14 protein-coding genes are annotated in these 16,978 nt (G+C 71.5%); 9 read left to right on the top strand and 5 right to left on the bottom strand.

The genetic code is table 11. The features are described 5' to 3' along the window. Positions 1 to 213: 213 nt before the first annotated feature. Complete coding sequence (locus C1701_RS05050) at positions 214 to 1,503, bottom strand: MFS transporter (RefSeq protein WP_030225663.1); 1,290 nt, start codon at positions 1,501 to 1,503, stop codon at positions 214 to 216. Positions 1,504 to 2,250: 747 nt separating this feature from the next. Here C1701_RS05050 and hflX point away from each other — a divergent pair. After that, on the top strand, positions 2,251 to 3,687 hold the full coding sequence (gene hflX / locus C1701_RS05045) for a GTPase HflX (RefSeq protein ID WP_026418304.1): 1,437 nt from the start codon (positions 2,251 to 2,253) through the stop codon (positions 3,685 to 3,687). Then, complete coding sequence (locus tag C1701_RS05040; protein WP_103055619.1) at positions 3,687 to 4,754, top strand: hypothetical protein; 1,068 nt, start codon at positions 3,687 to 3,689, stop codon at positions 4,752 to 4,754. Before hflX ends, C1701_RS05040 begins: the two co-directional genes overlap by 1 nt. A 404-nt stretch (positions 4,755 to 5,158) precedes the next feature. Here the strand turns inward: C1701_RS05040 and lexA are convergent, their stop codons facing one another. Continuing rightward, entirely contained in the window at positions 5,159 to 5,872 is a 714-nt protein-coding gene (gene lexA, locus C1701_RS05035) for a transcriptional repressor LexA (protein ID WP_103055618.1), read from the bottom strand. 749 nt (positions 5,873 to 6,621) lie between these two features. Between lexA and nrdR the strand changes: the two genes are divergently transcribed. Further along, the gene (gene nrdR / locus C1701_RS05030; RefSeq protein WP_026418307.1) at positions 6,622 to 7,098 is read left to right on the top strand and encodes a transcriptional regulator NrdR; all 477 of its coding nucleotides are present in this window, start codon (positions 6,622 to 6,624) and stop codon (positions 7,096 to 7,098) included. Positions 7,099 to 7,262: 164 nt separating this feature from the next. Continuing rightward, on the top strand, positions 7,263 to 10,091 hold the full coding sequence (locus C1701_RS05025) for a vitamin B12-dependent ribonucleotide reductase (protein WP_026418308.1): 2,829 nt from the start codon (positions 7,263 to 7,265) through the stop codon (positions 10,089 to 10,091). Between the two features lie 138 nt (positions 10,092 to 10,229). On the opposite strand, the gene C1701_RS05020 is transcribed toward C1701_RS05025, so the two are convergent. Next, a complete protein-coding gene (locus C1701_RS05020; RefSeq protein WP_103055617.1) occupies positions 10,230 to 10,553 on the bottom strand; it encodes a hypothetical protein in 324 nt (107 codons plus the stop codon). A gap of 15 nt (positions 10,554 to 10,568) precedes the next feature. Beyond that, complete coding sequence (locus C1701_RS05015) at positions 10,569 to 10,835, bottom strand: HNH endonuclease signature motif containing protein (protein ID WP_162147292.1); 267 nt, start codon at positions 10,833 to 10,835, stop codon at positions 10,569 to 10,571. 293 nt (positions 10,836 to 11,128) lie between these two features. Between C1701_RS05015 and C1701_RS05010 the strand changes: the two genes are divergently transcribed. From C1701_RS05010 to C1701_RS05000, 3 genes are all read left to right on the top strand, one after another. Next, entirely contained in the window at positions 11,129 to 12,133 is a 1,005-nt protein-coding gene (locus C1701_RS05010) for an ADP-ribosylglycohydrolase family protein (protein ID WP_103055616.1), read from the top strand. A 387-nt stretch (positions 12,134 to 12,520) separates the two neighbouring features. Then, the gene (locus tag C1701_RS05005; protein WP_030103911.1) at positions 12,521 to 12,805 is read left to right on the top strand and encodes a hypothetical protein; all 285 of its coding nucleotides are present in this window, start codon (positions 12,521 to 12,523) and stop codon (positions 12,803 to 12,805) included. Positions 12,806 to 12,958: 153 nt separating this feature from the next. After that, positions 12,959 to 13,456, top strand: coding sequence for a hypothetical protein (locus C1701_RS05000; RefSeq protein ID WP_026418311.1), 498 nt, complete (start codon positions 12,959 to 12,961; stop codon positions 13,454 to 13,456). 149 nt (positions 13,457 to 13,605) lie between these two features. Here C1701_RS05000 and C1701_RS04995 read toward each other — a convergent pair whose 3' ends face one another. Continuing rightward, entirely contained in the window at positions 13,606 to 14,067 is a 462-nt protein-coding gene (locus C1701_RS04995) for a DUF7144 family membrane protein (protein WP_245588745.1), read from the bottom strand. A 205-nt stretch (positions 14,068 to 14,272) separates the two neighbouring features. Between C1701_RS04995 and C1701_RS04990 the strand changes: the two genes are divergently transcribed. Together C1701_RS04990 and C1701_RS04985 are read left to right on the top strand one after the other, a co-directional pair. Further along, positions 14,273 to 14,878 (top strand): class I SAM-dependent methyltransferase, encoded by a 606-nt coding sequence (locus C1701_RS04990; protein ID WP_026418313.1) that lies wholly within the window; start codon positions 14,273 to 14,275, stop codon positions 14,876 to 14,878. A gap of 193 nt (positions 14,879 to 15,071) precedes the next feature. Then, complete coding sequence (locus tag C1701_RS04985) at positions 15,072 to 16,916, top strand: Xaa-Pro dipeptidyl-peptidase (RefSeq protein WP_103055615.1); 1,845 nt, start codon at positions 15,072 to 15,074, stop codon at positions 16,914 to 16,916. Positions 16,917 to 16,978: the final 62 nt, after the last annotated feature.

Below are 16,978 nucleotides of genomic sequence, written 5' to 3'. Positions count from 1 at the left end.
CTTTCCGAACCGCCGAGCACCGGTCAACGGTTCGCGCGGCGCAAGGACGGTGAGCGGTCAGATCGCACGTCGGAAGGTGGGGCTGCTTCGGCTGGGCTGATCGGTGCCGCCGATCGGCGTGGCGCGGCGTGGCGAACGGCCGGCCGCCTCAGCGCCCGGACCAGCGGAACCCCTGGGGACCAGGGCCCGGCCGGCCCATGCCCGGCGCGGGCGTCAGGTACGGGACGGCACACCCGGATCGCCGTCAGGCGGCTCGGTCGCGGTCAACTCGACCATCGCGCGCACCGACGCCGGGTCCCGGTAGAGGGGCGACAGGACCACCCAGGCGATCGCGAGGCACTGCCCGACCGCCGCGACCACGAGTGCCTCCCGCACGCCCAGCCATTCCCCGAGGACCCCGCCGAGGAGCCCGCCGAGGGGGATGAGCCCCCAGGCGAGGAACCGGAGCGAGGCGTTCATGCGGCCGAGGAGGTGGTCCGGGGTGATGGACTGCCGGAGGCTCACCTGGGCGACGTTGTAGACGATGACGCCGAAGCTGAAGACGAATTCGCCCAGGGCGAAGAGCCCGAGCCGCCAGTCCTTCTCGGCGAACGCGCACAGCAGCCCGAACGGAGTGGTCAGCAGCAGCGACAGCCAGCAGGTCCGGATCTGTCCGACCCGTGCCACCCACCAGCCCGCGCTGAGCGCGCCGAGGACACCGCCGAGGCTGCCCGCCGCCATCAGCAGTCCGAGGGGGCCAGGGGCGAGACCGACCTCCCGGACCAGGAACAGCATGACGACCGCCTGGAAGACCCCGCCGAAGAGGTTCGCGGTCCCGGTGCACAGGGCGAGCGCGCGCAGCACGGGATGCGCGAACACGAAGCGCACCCCCTCCATGACCTCGGTGCGCAGCCGTTGCCCCTGGGGCCGGGGACGAGGTTCCTCCACGACGCGCATCCTGCTCAGCGAGACCGCCGAGACCAGGTAGCAGGCCGCCGTCACGACCACCCCGCCGCCGGCCCCCACGAGGTGGGCGAGGCCGCCGGCCGCCGGTCTGCCGGAGACCTGGGCGACCGACTCACTCGCCTGGAGCTTGGTGTTGCCCTCCACGAGCCTGCTCCTGCCCACCAACGAGGGCAGGATCGACTGGTAGGAGACGTCGAAGAAGACCGTGCACACCCCGACGAGCAGCGCGACCACCAGCAGGTGACCGAAGGTCAGCGCGTCCCACCACCAGGCCAACGGCACGGTGGCCAGGAGCGCGGCCCGAGCGAGGTCGCAGCGGATCATCAGTGGCCGTCGCCGTACCCGGTCCACGATCGCACCAGCCGGGAGACCGAGCACGAGGAAGGCACTGGTGCTCGCCGCCGTCAGCAGGCCCATCTCGAAGGGGCTGGCTCCCAGGGCCGTGGCCGCGACCAGGGGTATCAGGACTGTCCCGATGACCTTGCCGAACTGGGCCGTGGTCTCCCCGGCCCAGAGGAGCCGGAAGTCGTGGTGGTGCCAGAGGCTGCTCCCCTTCACGCGGGGCGATCTTTCCCCTCCTCCGGGTGACGGTCAACCACCTGTCCTCGCCTGGCACCTCGTCCGTTGGGCGGAGCGGCGGCTCCGTGGACGCGAGGTCGCGGCCAGGCTGTCGACAGGGCGGGCCGGCCGAGGTGGGCGCGGAATGCGCGGCGGGCGGGAAGCGGGCGGCCGCTCGCCCGCTCGGCGCCGCCGCACCGTCGGACCGCCCGCACGGGCGCGAGCTCACCGACGAGGAGCAGGCGGGAACGGCCCGTCGAGGACCCGACCTCGCTGCTCCACCCGCCCGGAGTCCCGCCAAGGCGGGTTCCCTGGTGCCGGCCTCGGCCGGGGGCGAGCGCGCCCGAGGCGGTGCCCACCGGCGTCCGCCCGGCCGTCGTGGGCCCGGAGCCGGGTCTTGGGGACCGGGAGCGGCTGTCGACATCGAGGTCGGCGGCCTTCCACTCGAAGGGCTGCGGGGAGGGGCTCCTCGGACTGGTTGACGAGTTCGCCCAGCGCCGACCGGGACCCGGTTCGCGCCGCCGCGACGGCTGCGTCGCCCGGAACGAGGACGACCGACCGACCGGCGGCGGCGAGGCCGGGCCGGGGCTGGTGTCGGCTGGGCCGCCGCCCGTCCGTCCCCGGCCCTGGGGCGCCGGCCCCCGAGCCCCTGCCGCGCCCTCCGGAGCCGTCCTCCCCCACGCCCGGTGGCACCAACCCTCCTCGGGAGCGGAAAAAGGGTGGCCAACCGTGGGATGATGGACGCGTATGACGAACTTCGAGTCCGACCCAGAACTGGTCGAAGAAGAGACTCCGTCGACGGGTGACCTGGCCCTCGCCGACCGGGTGGCCCTCCGCAGGGTCGCCGGCCTCTCCACGGAACTCACCGACGTCACCGAGGTGGAGTACCGGCAGCTCCGCCTGGAGCGGGTGGTGCTCGTCGGCGTGTGGACCGACGGTGACAGCGCCTACGCGGAGGCCTCGCTGGCCGAGCTGGCCCGGCTCGCCGAGACAGCCGGCTCCGAGGTGCTGGACGGGTTGGTGCAGCGGCGCCCCCGTCCCGACCCCGCCACCTACATCGGTTCGGGCAAGGTGCGCGAACTGCGCGACCTGGCGGTGTCGCAGGGCGCCGACACGATCATCTGCGACGGTGAGCTGTCCCCCAGCCAGCTGCGCCAGCTGGAGGAGCGCGTCAAGCTCAAGGTGATCGACCGCACCGCGCTGATCCTGGACATCTTCGCCCAGCACGCGAGTTCGCGGGAGGGCAAGGCGCAGGTCGAGCTCGCGCAGCTCCAGTACATGCTGCCCCGCCTGCGGGGCTGGGGTGAGGCGATGTCGCGGCAGGCCGGTGGACGGCTGGCGGGCGGCGGTATCGGCGGCAGGGGGCCGGGTGAGACCAAGCTGGAGACCGACCGGCGACGGATCCACAAGCGGATCGCCAAGCTGCGCCGGGAGATCAACCTGATGGGACAGGCCCGGCAGACGAAGCGGAGCAGGCGCCTGGGCAGCACCACCCCCAACGTGGCGATCGCCGGTTACACCAACGCCGGCAAGTCCAGCCTGCTCAACGCGGTCACCGACGCCGGGGTGCTGGTGGAGGACGCGCTGTTCGCGACCCTCGACCCGGCCACCCGTCGTGGTGTGACGCCCGATGGCCGGCCCCTGACCTTCACCGACACCGTCGGCTTCGTCCGCCACCTCCCGCACCAGCTGGTGGAGGCCTTCCGGTCGACGCTGGAGGAGGTGGCCGACGCCGACCTCCTGGTGCACGTGGTGGACGGTTCCGACGCGGTGCCCACCCGGCAGGTGTCCTCGGTTCGGGACGTGCTGCGGGAGATCACCGAGGACCGCGAGAACCCGATGCCACCCGAGCTGCTCGTCGTCAACAAGATCGACCAGGCGAGCGAGGTCGTGCTGGCGGAACTGCGGCACCTCTTCCCCGACGCGGTCTTCGTGTCAGCCCACACCCGAGAGGGCATCGAGGACCTGCGCCAGCGCATCTCCGACGCCCTGCCCCGCCCGGGCGACGTGGTGGACGCCCTGGTGCCCTACTCGCGTGGTGAGCTGGTCGCTCGCGTGCACGAGGAGGGGGAGGTGCTGGAGGAGGAGCACACCGACACCGGTACCCGGTTGCGGGCCCGTGTGTGGCCGAACCTCGCCGCCGCGCTGCGGGAGTTCGCCGTGGACGTGCCGGCGCGCCACTGATGGCCGTCGCGTCGGCCGTGCTGGGGGTCGTGGCGCTCACCGTCCTCGGTTCGGTTCCGGCGGCGGCGGAGGTGCGACCGCCGGAGCCGGTGGAGTTGTGCAGGATGAGCGACCCCCGGCTGACGATGGTCTCCGGCATCGCCTCGGACGGCACGCACTGGTACGTGGTCAACGACCACGATCCGCAGGTCCAGGTGTTCGTCCTCAACCGGGACTGCTCGGTGGCGAGGGTGATCACCACCGGCATCGACCACTACGACGTCGGGGACGTCGCGGTCGCCCCGGACGGCACGATCTGGGTGGCCGAGACCGGCGACAACCGCCGGCGGCGGGAGCACGTCGCCTTCGTCCGCATCACCCCGGACGGGGTGGCGTCGCTGCACCGGATGACCTACCCGCGTGGTCCGCACGACGCCGAGGCACTGCTGCTGGACCGCGACGGCGTACCCCACATCGTGACGAAGGAGATCTTCGGAACCGCCTACGTGTACCGACCGGCGGAGCCGCTGCGCACCCCGGGGCCGGTGCCCCTGGAGGAGGTGGGCTCGGTGCGGTTCCGGAGCACCACCACGCCAGGGGGGCCGATCCCGGAGATGGTGGGGTCGGTGGCGGTCACGGGCGGCTCGGTCAGCGCGGACGGCACCGTGGTCGCGCTGCGCACCTACACCGAGGCCTACCTGTTCAGCGCCCCCGACGGCGACGTGGTGGAGGCCCTGGCCGGAGAACCGGTCAACATCCCGATCCCGGACGAGCCGCAGGGGGAGGCCGTCGCCCTCGAGCCGGATGGCACCTTGCTCTCGACCTCGGAGGGTGAGAACCAGCCGATCCGGGCCTACCCGGGCGCCGTCGAGCTGCTCGCCGAGGCGGAACGTTCCCGGGGGTCCACGGCGAGCGGCGAGGTCCCGTCCGAGGAGGAGGACCGCGGCGAAGCCGGGCGGGACCACGGGGAGGACGCCGCCCTCAGTGCTGACGACGAGGGGATGCCGGGTTGGCAGGCCCTGGGGATCGCCGGCCTGCTCGCGGCGCTCCTGACCTGGGTCGTGAGCCGTTCGCGGCGGGCCACCTAGACCCCGGGGCGGCCGGGCGGGAGGCCGAGGGGCGCTGGAGCGGGACGGACAGGGCGCCCCAGCCGACCCGTCCGTTCCCAGTGCCGCGCGTCCGGGGGTCTCACCTCCTGCGGGATGCCCACACCCTGGCCGGGGAGTGGTGACCCGGCCGCGGCGCCGTCGCCATGCCGAACTCCGGCCGAGGGCGGACGAGGGCCGTGGGGACCGGCGCGGGTGGGTGGTCCGCACTCCCGGCGCAGCCGGCGCCAGCTCCCGCCACTGCCGCTCCTCGCTCGGCAACGTGGTGGCGGGCCCCCGCGCGGCGGTCCCAGCTCCGCGACCGGGGCGGGAGCCGAAGGGCACCCCCACGTCCTTCCGAGGCGACGTGCGGCCCCGCCTCCCTCCCCAGCGCGGCGGCGGGGTGGTCAGAGCCGGCGGAGGACCGCCACCACCTTGCCGAGGATGGTCGCGTCATCGCCGAGGATCGGTTCGAAGGCGGGGTTGTGCGGCATCAACCAGACGTGGTCCTCGCGCCGGCGGAAGGTCTTGACCGTCGCCTCGCCCTCCAGCATCGCGGCGACGACGTCGCCGTTCTCGGCGTCGGGCTGCTGCCGGACCACCACCCAGTCGCCGTCGGTGATCGCCGCCTCCACCATCGAGTCACCCGTGACTCGGAGCAGGAACAGGGAACCCTCACCGACGATCTCCCTGGGGAGGGGGAAGACGTCCTCCACCGCCTCCTCCGCGAGAACGGGACCTCCCGCCGCGATGCGGCCCAGCAGGGGTACGTAGGCGGGCGCCGAGGTAGTGGGCTCCTCCGTGGCTGGCACGACCACGTCGACCGGGAGCACGCCGACCGCGCGCGGCCGGTTGGGATCCCGGCGCAGGTACCCCTTCCGCTCCAGTGTGCGCAGCTGGTGCGCCACCGAGGAGGTGGAGGTCAGACCGACCGCCTCTCCGATCTCCCGGATGCTGGGTGGGTAGCCGTGCTCGTCCAACCACTGCCTGATGACGTCGAGCACCCGTTGTTGGCGGCTGGTCAGCGCGCCGTTCGGAGGGGACGCGGCGCCCGTCGAGGGCACCTCGGACACGGCCGCCGCGCGGTCGGGGCCCAGATCCGGCTCGGTCCTGCGTGCCATCTCCTGTCCTCCTGGGCTGTCGCCCTCGTCGCACCGACGTCGTGACGACGTTCGGCTCCGGTCACCGTCGTGATTCCCGCGCAACCAGATGATCCGTGATCATCGTGCCGTCCACGCGTGGATCACCCGGGACTGCCGCGGAGGGAGTGGCGGTATCGACATCGCGCCGACCGTCGTCCGCCCCACTCCGCCGGGACTGTCGAGATGTCCACGGTAACGCGAACATACGTGAAGATCAAACACCTGTTCGAATGGGCGAGTCCCCCCGTCGCCCCGGTTCCCCGAGTGCCGGAAAGGACGAAGGAAATCGAACGTCTGTTCGGTTCGGATCGCGTCGCAATTCCTTGTTCGACGTCCACCGCACGCATCGTCCGCCCATTCCGATCGCCCCGTGGGCGGCTGCGCTCGGCGCGCGCTCGGGCCGGGTGTCGGGTGGGGTGCCCGCTCGGGGTGGGGGTGGTTCGGGCGGGGGCGGGTGGCACGTCACCTGGGGTGCGCGCGCCGTGACGGAGCGGCGTACGGCCAGGTCGGGCCCACCCGTCAGGGCGAAGTCGGGGTTCACCCGTGTCGTTGCTTGCACCCGCTTCGGCCGCGTGTCTAGGTTTGGACCCCAACATCTAGTGTCGGAGTGCCGGGAACGCTCTACAGATTGGGGTTCGGGTGAGCTTGGTGAACGATGCCCGAGTATCCTGGTCACCGGGCGCGGCGATGCCGGTCCCACCAGTGCGTACCGAGTTAAGGGGTGGATCGTGCGGTGTCCGTTCTGTCGACACTCTGACTCCCGCGTCGTCGACTCGCGGGAGGTCGACGAGGGACAGGCCATCCGGCGTCGGAGGTCGTGCACGGGCTGTGGTCGCCGGTTCACCACGGTTGAGGAAGCAGTGCTCGCCGTCGTGAAACGCTCCGGAGTGACGGAGCCGTTCAGCCGGAACAAGGTCGTCCGAGGCGTCCAGCGCGCCTGCCAGGGACGGCCGGTGGACGAGGACGCGCTGCAACAGCTCGCGCACCGCGTCGAGGAGGTCGTCCGGTCCACGGGCTCCGCCGAGATCGCCAGCCACGAGGTCGGTCTGGCCATCCTGGGACCACTCCGGGACCTCGACGAGGTCGCGTACCTGCGCTTCGCCAGCGTCTACCGGGCGTTCTCCTCCGTGGAGGACTTCGAAAAGGAAATCGCCGAGTTGCGGACCGTCCAGGCGGACGGGGAGGAGCCAGCCGAGGCCCCCTGAGGGCGTCAGCGGATCCGACTTCGGGGCCACGACGGCCCACACCCACACCCGGCAACGTGACGGGGCTGACGGCTGCCCGGAGGGCAGCCCCACCGCGGGTTGACCACGACCGGAACCGCCCGAGTGGCGGACGAACCACACCAGCAGGACGAGGAGAGAGCGGCATGACTGAAACCGTCGGGAGCGCCACCGGACGAGCCAGGGGCAAGGCGAAGTCCACCACCGGCGGATCCCGGTCGGCGGGAGCGAAGCTCCGGGTGGGCCGAGTGCACACCACGGAGGGCGTCCACCCCTACGACGCCGTGAACTGGCAGCACCGCGACGTGGTCATGACCAACTGGCGGGACGGGTCGGTCAACTTCGAGCAGCGGGGCGTCGAGTTCCCCGACTTCTGGTCGGTCAACGCCGTGAACATCGTCACCAGCAAGTACTTCCGGGGAGCGGTCGGTTCGGAGCACCGGGAGAACAGCCTCCGCCAGCTCATCGACCGGGTCGTGGGCACCTACGTCGCGGCCGGGGTCGAGCACGGCTACTTCGAGACCGACGCCGACGCGGAGATCTTCGAGCACGAGCTCACCCACATGCTGCTCCACCAGGTGTTCAGCTTCAACTCCCCGGTGTGGTTCAACGTCGGCACCTCCTCCCCGCAGCAGGTCAGCGCGTGCTTCATCCTGGCGGTCGACGACACGATGGAGTCGATCCTGAACTGGTACCGCGAGGAGGGGCTGATCTTCAAGGGCGGCTCCGGCGCGGGGCTGAACCTGTCCCGCATCCGGTCCTCCAAGGAGTTGTTGTCCTCCGGCGGCACCGCCTCGGGCCCGGTCTCGTTCATGCGCGGCGCGGACGCCTCCGCCGGCACCATCAAGTCCGGCGGCGCGACCAGGCGCGCGGCGAAGATGGTCGTCCTCGACGTCGACCACCCCGACATCGAGGAGTTCGTCGAGACCAAGGCCCGGGAGGAGCAGAAGATCCGGGCGCTGCGCGACGCCGGTTTCGACATGGACCTGGGCGGCGACGACATCGTCAGCGTGCAGTACCAGAACGCCAACAACTCGGTCCGCGTCTCCGACGAGTTCATGCGGGCCGTGGAGTCGGGCACGAACTTCGGCCTGCGGTCCCGCACCACCGGCGAGACCGTGGAGGAGGTCGACGCGCGCCGGCTCTTCGACCGCATCGCCAGGGCGGCCTGGGAGTGCGCCGACCCCGGCATCCAGTACGACACGACCATCAACGACTGGCACACCTGCCCGGAGTCCGGCCGCATCACGGCCTCCAACCCGTGCTCCGAGTACATGCACCTCGACAACTCCAGCTGCAACCTGGCGTCGCTGAACCTGATGCGCTTCCTCGGCGAGGACGGTGTCTTCGACGCCGACCTGTTCGAGCGGTCGGTCGAGCTGGTCATCACCGCGATGGACATCTCCATCTGCTTCGCGGACTTCCCGACACCCGAGATCGGCGACACCACCAGGAAGTTCCGCCAGCTGGGCATCGGCTACGCCAACCTCGGCGCGCTGCTGATGGCGACGGGACACGCGTACAACTCCGACGGCGGACGTTCGCTCGCCGCGTCGATCACCTCGTTGATGACCGCGGTGTCCTACCGGCGGTCCGCCGAGCTCGCCGGCATCGTCGGCCCCTACGAGGGGTACGCGCGCAACGCGGACGCCCACCAGCGCGTCATGCGCAAGCACGCCGCGGCCAACGACCTGATCCGCACCCACAACCAGAACGACTCCGCCATCCAGGCCCGCGCCACCACCGCCTGGCAGCGCGGCCTGGAGGTCGGTGCCCGCCACGGGTGGCGGAACGCGCAGGCCAGCGTCCTCGCGCCGACCGGCACGATCGGCCTGATGATGGACTGCGACACCACGGGCATCGAACCCGACCTGGCCCTGGTGAAGTTCAAGAAGCTGGTCGGCGGCGGGTCCATGCAGATCGTCAACCAGACCGTTCCCCGCGCCCTGCGGGCGTTGGGCTACCAGCAGGAGCAGAGCGAGGCGATCGTCGAGTACATCGCCGAGCACGGGCACGTGGTGGACGCTCCCGGGCTGCGCCCGGAGCACTACGAGGTCTTCGACTGCGCCATGGGGGAGCGGGCCATCGCCCCGATGGGCCACGTCCGGATGATGGCCGCCGTCCAGCCCTTCATCTCCGGTGCCATCTCCAAGACCGTCAACCTGCCGGAACGGGCCACCGTCGAGGACGTCGCCGAGATCTACCGGGAGGGCTGGCGGCTGGGTCTGAAGGCCCTGGCCATCTACCGCGACAACTGCAAGGTCGGCCAGCCGCTGTCGGCGGGGAAGTCGAAGTCCGCCGCCGAGGAGGCCCCGGAACCGGTCGTCGAGTACCGGCCCGTCCGGAAGCGGCTGCCGAAGAAGCGGCCGAGTCAGACCGTGTCCTTCACGGTGGGAGGCGCCGAGGGCTACCTGCACGCCGGTTCCTACCCGGACGACGGCCTCGGCGAGATCTTCGTGAAACTGGGCAAGCAGGGTTCGACCCTGGCCGGCGTGATGGACGCTTTCTCCATGTCCATCTCGGTGGGCCTCCAGTACGGCATCCCCCTCGAGTTCTACGTGTCCAAGTTCCAGAACCTCCGCTTCGAACCGGCGGGGATGACCGACGACCCGGACGTGCGGATCGCCACCAGCGTCCTCGACTACCTGTTCCGCCGCCTCGCCCTGGACTACCTGCCGTTGGAGAAGCGCGCCGAGCTGGGCATCTTCAGCGTGGCCGAGCGGTCTGCGCAGGTCGCCGGGGAGAGCGGTGACGGGACCGAGCCGGTCGATCTGGAGGGGATGCGTTCCACCGTGGAGGCCGGGCAGGCCCCGGAGCGCCCGACGAGCGGTGCGGGCAGTTCGACCGAGCTCCTCGAACTGCGGCAGGGCAAGGAGGCGGACGCGCCGTTGTGCTTCACCTGCGGCACCAAGATGCGCCCCGCCGGGTCCTGCTACGTCTGCGAGGGCTGCGGCTCCACCTCCGGCTGCAGCTGACCAAGGGCACGAGCGGGCTCTCCCACCGGCCGTCGGCGGCAGGTGGGAGAGCCCGGTCCGCCGCGGACTCGGAACCCAGAAGTGCCGGGAGAAGTAGTCGTCAGGAACGGCACCCCTCCTGCCTCCTTTTCGACCTCGTCAGGTGCCGGTGGTGACGAGCTGGAAAAAGCGGTTGTTCATATGCCGCTCCGATGAGGCCGGTAGCGCCACGCCGTGCTGTGACGCGATCGCCCGTTCTATCTCCGCGATGAGGCAGGCGAGTGTGGCTGGGTTGAGGCGTCCTTGGCCGAAATGGGTGACAACGCGGTCGTATTCGCTTCGGAACAGGGTGCGGTACTGATCGTGCAACTCTTCCTCGTCGAGAGTGCTGGTGCCAACGACCCAGGAGAAGGGTTTTCTCCCGAACATCGTCTCGAATTCCTCGTGAGCTCGGTAGGTCCAGTAGGTGTCGTAGAACGACACGCAGGTTGCCCGGAGTCAGGCCCACAGGTACTGCGGATCCTGGTGGTTGGGCGCCTCGTGGTGGCAGCGTCCGCACAGCAGAACCAGGTTTTCAGCCGTGTTGGGGCCGCCGAGTGCGCCGGGGATGACATGGCATTTCTGCAACTTCGACCGGTAGCCGCAGCGCCAACAGCGTTCGTGCGCTTCACTCCAATCCACCGCGAGGTCGCTTTCGTCTTTCCGTGCCGACCAGTAGTCGACGATTTCGCGGATGGATGGGTTCGCTCTCGCTCTGTCCCTCATACGAGGGTTCCTCCTTCGTCGTGGGAGGGCGACAACGCCTGCGTTCATTCAGGATGCGGCCAGCTCAGTAGCCCCGGTCTGGCTTTCGAAGATCAATATAGACGTCTGTCGGTCGCCCGGCGGTGGTTCGGTGTGCTGATCCTTGTGCCTCGTCACACGTTCAGGGTGGCCGTCTGACGATGTTCCCCTGAATCAAGATGCCGGGCAAGGGGTTCGCCGACTGCCTGGCCGCGCCGGGCCGGCCCTGGTCGGCGAGGACTAAGCTCCGCTGAACGGGTGAGGCTGGGGGCGGCATGGGACGGCGACGGGCGAGTGGGGCACTGTTCGGCCTGGCGTACGGGGACGCGCTCGGAGCGGCAACCGAGTTCAGGACGGTCGCGGAGATCGTCGCGGAGCACGGCCCCGGCGGGCCGCGTGACCTGCGGGGCGACCCGGCCCTCGTCACCGACGACACCCAGATGACGCTGCCGGTGGGGGAGGCCCTGCTGCGCGTGACGACTCCTCCCGCCCTGAGCGCGGAGCGGGTGGAACCGCTGTTGCGGTCCGGGTTCGTGGAGTGGTCGCGCAGCCCCGAGAACAACAGGGCACCCGGGATGACCTGCCTGGAGGCGTGCGGGAGGTTGGCGGACGGGCTCCCGTGGCGTGAGGCCACCAACGACTGGTCCAAGGGGTGCGGCGCGAACATGCGCGTCGTGCCCGCGGGTCTCGCACCGGGACTGGCCGACCAGGAGCGAGCCGCCTTCGCCCAGTTCCAGGCGGCGCTGACCCACGGCCACCCCACCGCACTGGCGGCGAGTGAGCTCACCGCGCTGGCCGTGCGCTGGTTGGCCGACGGAATGGCGCCGGCCGACCTCCCGGCGGCACTGCGGGAACACTGCCGTCTCCAGCGGTCCGTCTACCACCACGACTGGCTCGGCGACCTCTGGGACCGGCCGGGCGTGCCCGACCCCGCGACGTACATGGCCCTCGGCTGGGACGAGTGCCGCTCGGCGATCGACCGGCTCGTCGAGGCGGTGGCCGCGCCGGATCCGTCTCGTGACCCCTGTGAGCGGACCGGGGCCGGTTGGGTGGCGGAGGAGGCACTGGCGACGGCCGTGCACTGCCTGTTGCTCCACCAGGGAAGTCCGGTGGACGCGTTGGCCAGGGCGGCCACGACCAGCGGGGACTCCGACTCGATCGCGTGCCTGACGGGTGCCTTCGCCGGTGCGGCGCTCGGGATGGACGCCTGGCCGGCGGACTGGGCCGGGCGCATCGAGTACCGGGACGAGCTGGCGCGCCTCGCCGCTGCCTGGGACTGAGGGCGCGGGCGCGTCCCCCGACCCGGGAGGTCCGCACCGCTCCTCCAGGCGGGTTCAGCGCCGAGGACCTCCTCCCGTGGTCGGTCGCTGGAAAAGGAGGTGCGGGGCGGTGCCGCCCCTTGCTACGGTCACCCTCGTGATCTGAGAGCGAGACCCGAGTGACCCGCTGTTCCAGCGTGGTACCGCCGCTTCGGTCGCCCTTCTGACGGGCGGCTTCCCCGCGCACCGTTGACGACCCCGTTCCCCGCCGGAACGTGGATCGGTCACCGTGCCGCGCACACCTTCCCGTGCGACGGGGTTCCGTCGCGCCCGCGTCCCCGAACCGCTCGCACGGTTCCCACCGGCGCGCCGGCGCCCCGTGACATCCCAGGAACGGAGGCCCCCCACATGGCCGCTTCCCACGACCAACCCGACCTGAGCGATACGGACCGAGACCGGGCGGTGCTGCCCGCCCGCCCGTCCGCACCCCTGGCCCTCCCCCCGGAGACGACCAACACCAGCTCGGAGGAACCCGTGACCGACGCCGACCAGCCCCGCAACCGCGCCGAGCGTCGACGTTCGGCGAAGAACCCGACCGAACGCGCTCAGCGAGGGGGGCAGGCGATGACCCGCCAGCCCCGGCGGTTCGAGGCCGCCAACCCCCGACAGCACGCTTTCCGCCGCCGGGGCTGACCTGGAGGTCAACGGTTCCACCTCGACATGGCCCACGAACCCGGATGCCGTTCAGCCATTCGGTCGGGTGAGTCGGGCTGGCCGCCCTGCCGGGAAGATGAACACGGGCCGAGCTCGTTGACGGCCCCACCGGCACGCATCAGGAGGGGCGGCATGGACGAGGGGACTCTGGTGATGACCGACATGGTCGCGGTTCGGGACGCTCTGGTGGACCAGTTGTCCCGGGTCGTGCAGAGCGCTCTTCTCGATCCGCTGGCCGCCCTCCTCGGCCGCCAGGAGGTCGACGAGCGGTTGGCGCCCCGGATGCGGGAGGAGGTGGACAGGTGGGCGGATGACTTACTCGGGGAGGACCAGCACACGGCGAGGTCCACGGCGGTGCGGCTGGTGTTCGCGCTGTACCCGGGGGCTGGCCCCTTCGACCCGCCCGCCACGTGGTGGCGGACGCCCTTCGGGCAGGCGGTGGCTCGCACGGTGGGGCACCCGACCGCGCTCGCCGTCTCCTACCCCGTGGCCGCGGCGATGATGGGCCTGGGGCGCCGGGAGGTGCACGACCTGGCGCTGCGGGGGGTACTCGACCGCCACCCGGACGGCGGGATCACGACCGCGTCGGTCCGGGCGATGCTCAACAGGCAGTCGCGGCGCTCCTCCTGACCCACCCGGTGCCCGGTCGATGCCCTGTCCCGCGCGCCCGCGCGGGAGGTGGCCGCCGCGGCATCGGTGCGCGTCCGGGGCCGGAGGGGGCCTCCGGCCCCGGTTCACCCCGCCGTGACGGATGCGGTACCGACCGGGCGACCCTGAGGTCAGGCCGTCGTCCGGGCCTCCCGCCCGTGCACCGCGAGGGCGTAGATGACGAGGATGTCGAACGCGATGATCAGCGTCGTCCACAACGGGTAGGCGGCGAGGAACGCCAGGTTGACCAGCACGCTGAGACCGGCCAACACGATGCCGGTGATCCTCGCCCACTGGGCTCCGGTCATGATGCCGAGCCCGGCGAGGACGGCCACCACGCCGAGCACGAGGTGGATCCAGCCCCACGCGGTGAAGTTGAACTGGACCAGCAGGCCGTTCTCGGTGACCAGGAAGTAGTCGGACCGCAGTAGTGCCACCAGCCCCTGGATCACGTGGAACGCGCCGAGCAGGATCATGAAGATCCCCGCGAAGAGAACCCAGCCCTGGCCCGTGCCCTCCCGGCCGTCCCGGTGCAACACGGCGCCGCCGGCGGGCCGTCCGGCCGGCTGGTGTGACATGTGTGCCTCAGCCATAGCTCCTCCTCTCTCCGATGCCTTGGTGGTACCCCCGGGATGCCGCCTGAACCTCCCCGCGCTGGGCGAACGGGGAATCCAGTGCGGCGCGGCGGGGAGCGCCGCCGGGCTTGGCGCGGTGCCAGCACCCACCCGGCGAAGTGAGCCGGAACACACTCGTTCGGCCGCTGGTGGTTGCGTGCCGTGATGGGTGCAAGCTGTCAGGATGACTGCTTCCCGGGGTGGCCTCTCCGTCTTCCTCAACGCCGTGGTCCGGCGGCCGGCCGTGATTGGCGCCCTCGTCCCCAGCTCCCCGCTGCTCGCCCGGCGGCTGGCCGCCGTCGTGCCTGGTCAGGGCGAGCCCGTCGTGGTGGAGCTCGGCCCGGGAACGGGGCCCGTGACCGAGACGATCAGCCGGCGGCTCGGGGACCGCGGTCGCCACCTCGCGATCGAGGTCGACACCCAGCTCGCCGACCACCTCGCACGCCGGTTCCCCCGCGTGGAGGTGGTCAACGCGGACGCGGCCCGACTGGACGAACTGCTCGCCGAGCGTGACATCGACCGGGTGGACGCGGTCGTCGGAGGACTGCCCTGGTCGCTCATCCCGCTCTCCGCGCAACGGGCGATCCTGCGACGCAGCGCGGAGAGCCTCGGGCAGCACGGAGTCTTCACGACCTTCGCCTACCTGCACGCCCTCCCGCTGGGGGGCGCCCGCCGGTTCCGGGCCCTGCTGGAGGCCACCTTCGACGAGGTGATGCCCACGCGCGTGGTGTGGCGCAACTTCCCGCCGGCGCTCACCTACGTCTGCCGGCGTCCCCGCGCCGGGCGCTGACGCCGCCCACCGGTTCCCGGGCGAGTCGCCGCCGGCGCTCCGATCTTGACAGTGGCCACACCACTGGTGAAGGTTCTCCTGACAGGGAGCGCCGGCGTCGACACCGCACGTGATCGCACCGGCCGAGGTTCGGGAACGGGGAGCGCGCGTGGGGCTGGGAACATCGAGAACACTCGTTCGGTGTGGACGCGCCGTGCTGCTCGCGACGGCGGTCGCGCTTCCCCTGGCGGGAGCGTTACCAGCCAACGCGGGGCAGCGCCCGGACGCGGACGTCCCGGTCGCGGCGGGTGACGGGATCGTCCCGGTGTTCCGCGACGGCGTCGCCCAGCCGGTGTTCGACCCCGCGGACGCCCTTCGGGAGAGCCTCCACGTGCGGGCTCCGGTGGACAGCGACCGCGACGGGGTCGACGACGAGATGTACGTCGAGGTGGTGCGACCGGCTGGCACCGCCGACGGTCTCCAGGTCCCCGTCGTCTACTTCGTCAGCCCCTACTTCTCCGGCGGCAACCCGATGGAGTTCCACGACGTGGACGTGGAGCTGTACGTGCCGGACGTCGACGGCGCGGAGTCGGCGGGGGTGGCGCCGCGGACCGGTGGCGCCGCGCGCACCGCGGCCACCACTCCGAGGATCCGCTCGGCCTACGAGGATTTCCTGTTGGCCAGGGGATACGGCGTGGTCTACGCGGAGTCCCTCGGCACGGGCCAGTCGACGGGGTGCCCCACCAGCGGGGGTGAGAACGAGACGGTGGGGGCGCGGGCGGTCGTCGACTGGCTGAACGGACGGGCCGAGGGTGTCGACGCCGACGGGAACGCGGTGACGGCGGACTGGGCGACCGGGAGCGTCGGGATGATGGGCGTGTCCTACAACGGCACCCTGCCCAACGCGGTCGCGGCGACCGGGGTCGAGGGGCTGGACGCCATCGTCCCCATCGCCGCCATCTCCAACTGGTACGACTACTACCGCGCTGACGGCGCGGTGGTGGCGCCCGGCGGCTACCAGGGCGAGGATCTGGACTCGCTCGCCGAGTACGTGTACACGAGGAGCGACCGGGAGATCTGTCGCGAGGTCATCGCGGAGCTCACCGAACGGCAGGACCGGGTGACCGGTGACTACAGCGAGTTCTGGGACGAGCGGAACTACGTGAACAACGCTCACCAGGTCGAGGCCGCCGTCCTCGCCGTCCACGGGCTCAACGACTGGAACGTGAAGACCAGGCACGTGGCCCAGTGGTACGAGGCCCTCGCCCGCCACGACGTCCCCCGCCAGATCTGGCTGCACCAGTCCGGGCACGTCGACCCACTCGGCCTCCGCCGGGAGGAGTGGCTGGACGCGCTCAACCGGTGGTTCACCAACTACCTGCACAAGGTGCCGAACGGGGTGGCGGACCAGCCCAGGGCCGTCCTGCAACGCGAGGACGGGAGCTGGGTGGAGGAGGCGGACTGGCCGGCCCCCGGCACCGAGCCGGTCGAGCTGCACCCGTGGCCGGGCGGCAGCGCGGTGGGGACCGTGACCGCCCGGGGAGCGGTGCCGGGCGGACCGACGGTCGAACGCCTGGTGGACGACGCGACCCGGCCGGCAGCCGAGCTCGTGGACGCGCCGAGGTCCGGGAACCGGCTTTCCTACACGAGCGCCCCCGTCAGGGAGCCGATGCGGCTGAGCGGAACACCCCGCGTCGAGCTGCGCGCGGCGTTCGCCCGTCCCGCGGCGAACCTGACGGTCGTCCTCGTCGACCGGGCGCCGGACGGCACGAACCGGGCGATCACCCGGGGCTGGGTCGACCCGCAGAACCGGGAGGACATCGCCAGCACGCTTCCGATCACCCCCGGGGAGTTCTACCGGGTCGATGTCCAACTCCAGGCGCACGACCACGTCCTGCCCACCGGGCACTCCCTGGGACTCGTCGTGCTCTCCAGCGACCGCGACTACACGTTGCGGCCCGCCCCGGGGGCGGGGATCGCCGTGGACCTCGCGGACACCAGGCTGGTCCTTCCCGTGGTGGGCGGAGCCGACGCGGTCGCGGCGGCGTTGCCGCGCTGAGACCCGCGGAGCCGGGGCGCGGCCGGTCCGCGCCCCGGTTGTCCACAGCCACGTGGTTGTCC

The organism is Actinoalloteichus sp. AHMU CJ021, from assembly GCF_002895405.1.
Classification (GTDB): domain Bacteria; phylum Actinomycetota; class Actinomycetes; order Mycobacteriales; family Pseudonocardiaceae; genus Actinoalloteichus_B; species Actinoalloteichus_B caeruleus.
The sequence above is the reverse complement of the archived record's forward strand: the minus strand, read 5'-3'. Positions and strand labels throughout refer to the sequence as shown.

Coding starts and splice junctions, on each gene's coding strand:
- hflX (WP_026418304.1), top strand. CDS start 2,251: ATGACGAACTTCGAGTCCGACCCAGAACTGGTCGAAGAAGAGACTCCG.
- C1701_RS05040 (WP_103055619.1), top strand. CDS start 3,687: ATGGCCGTCGCGTCGGCCGTGCTGGGGGTCGTGGCGCTCACCGTCCTC.
- lexA (WP_103055618.1), bottom strand. CDS start 5,872: ATGGCACGCAGGACCGAGCCGGATCTGGGCCCCGACCGCGCGGCGGCC.
- C1701_RS05025 (WP_026418308.1), top strand. CDS start 7,263: ATGACTGAAACCGTCGGGAGCGCCACCGGACGAGCCAGGGGCAAGGCG.
- C1701_RS05015 (WP_162147292.1), bottom strand. CDS start 10,835: ATGAGGGACAGAGCGAGAGCGAACCCATCCATCCGCGAAATCGTCGAC.
- C1701_RS05010 (WP_103055616.1), top strand. CDS start 11,129: ATGGGACGGCGACGGGCGAGTGGGGCACTGTTCGGCCTGGCGTACGGG.
- C1701_RS05005 (WP_030103911.1), top strand. CDS start 12,521: ATGGCCGCTTCCCACGACCAACCCGACCTGAGCGATACGGACCGAGAC.
- C1701_RS05000 (WP_026418311.1), top strand. CDS start 12,959: ATGGACGAGGGGACTCTGGTGATGACCGACATGGTCGCGGTTCGGGAC.
- C1701_RS04995 (WP_245588745.1), bottom strand. CDS start 14,067: ATGGCTGAGGCACACATGTCACACCAGCCGGCCGGACGGCCCGCCGGC.
- C1701_RS04990 (WP_026418313.1), top strand. CDS start 14,273: ATGACTGCTTCCCGGGGTGGCCTCTCCGTCTTCCTCAACGCCGTGGTC.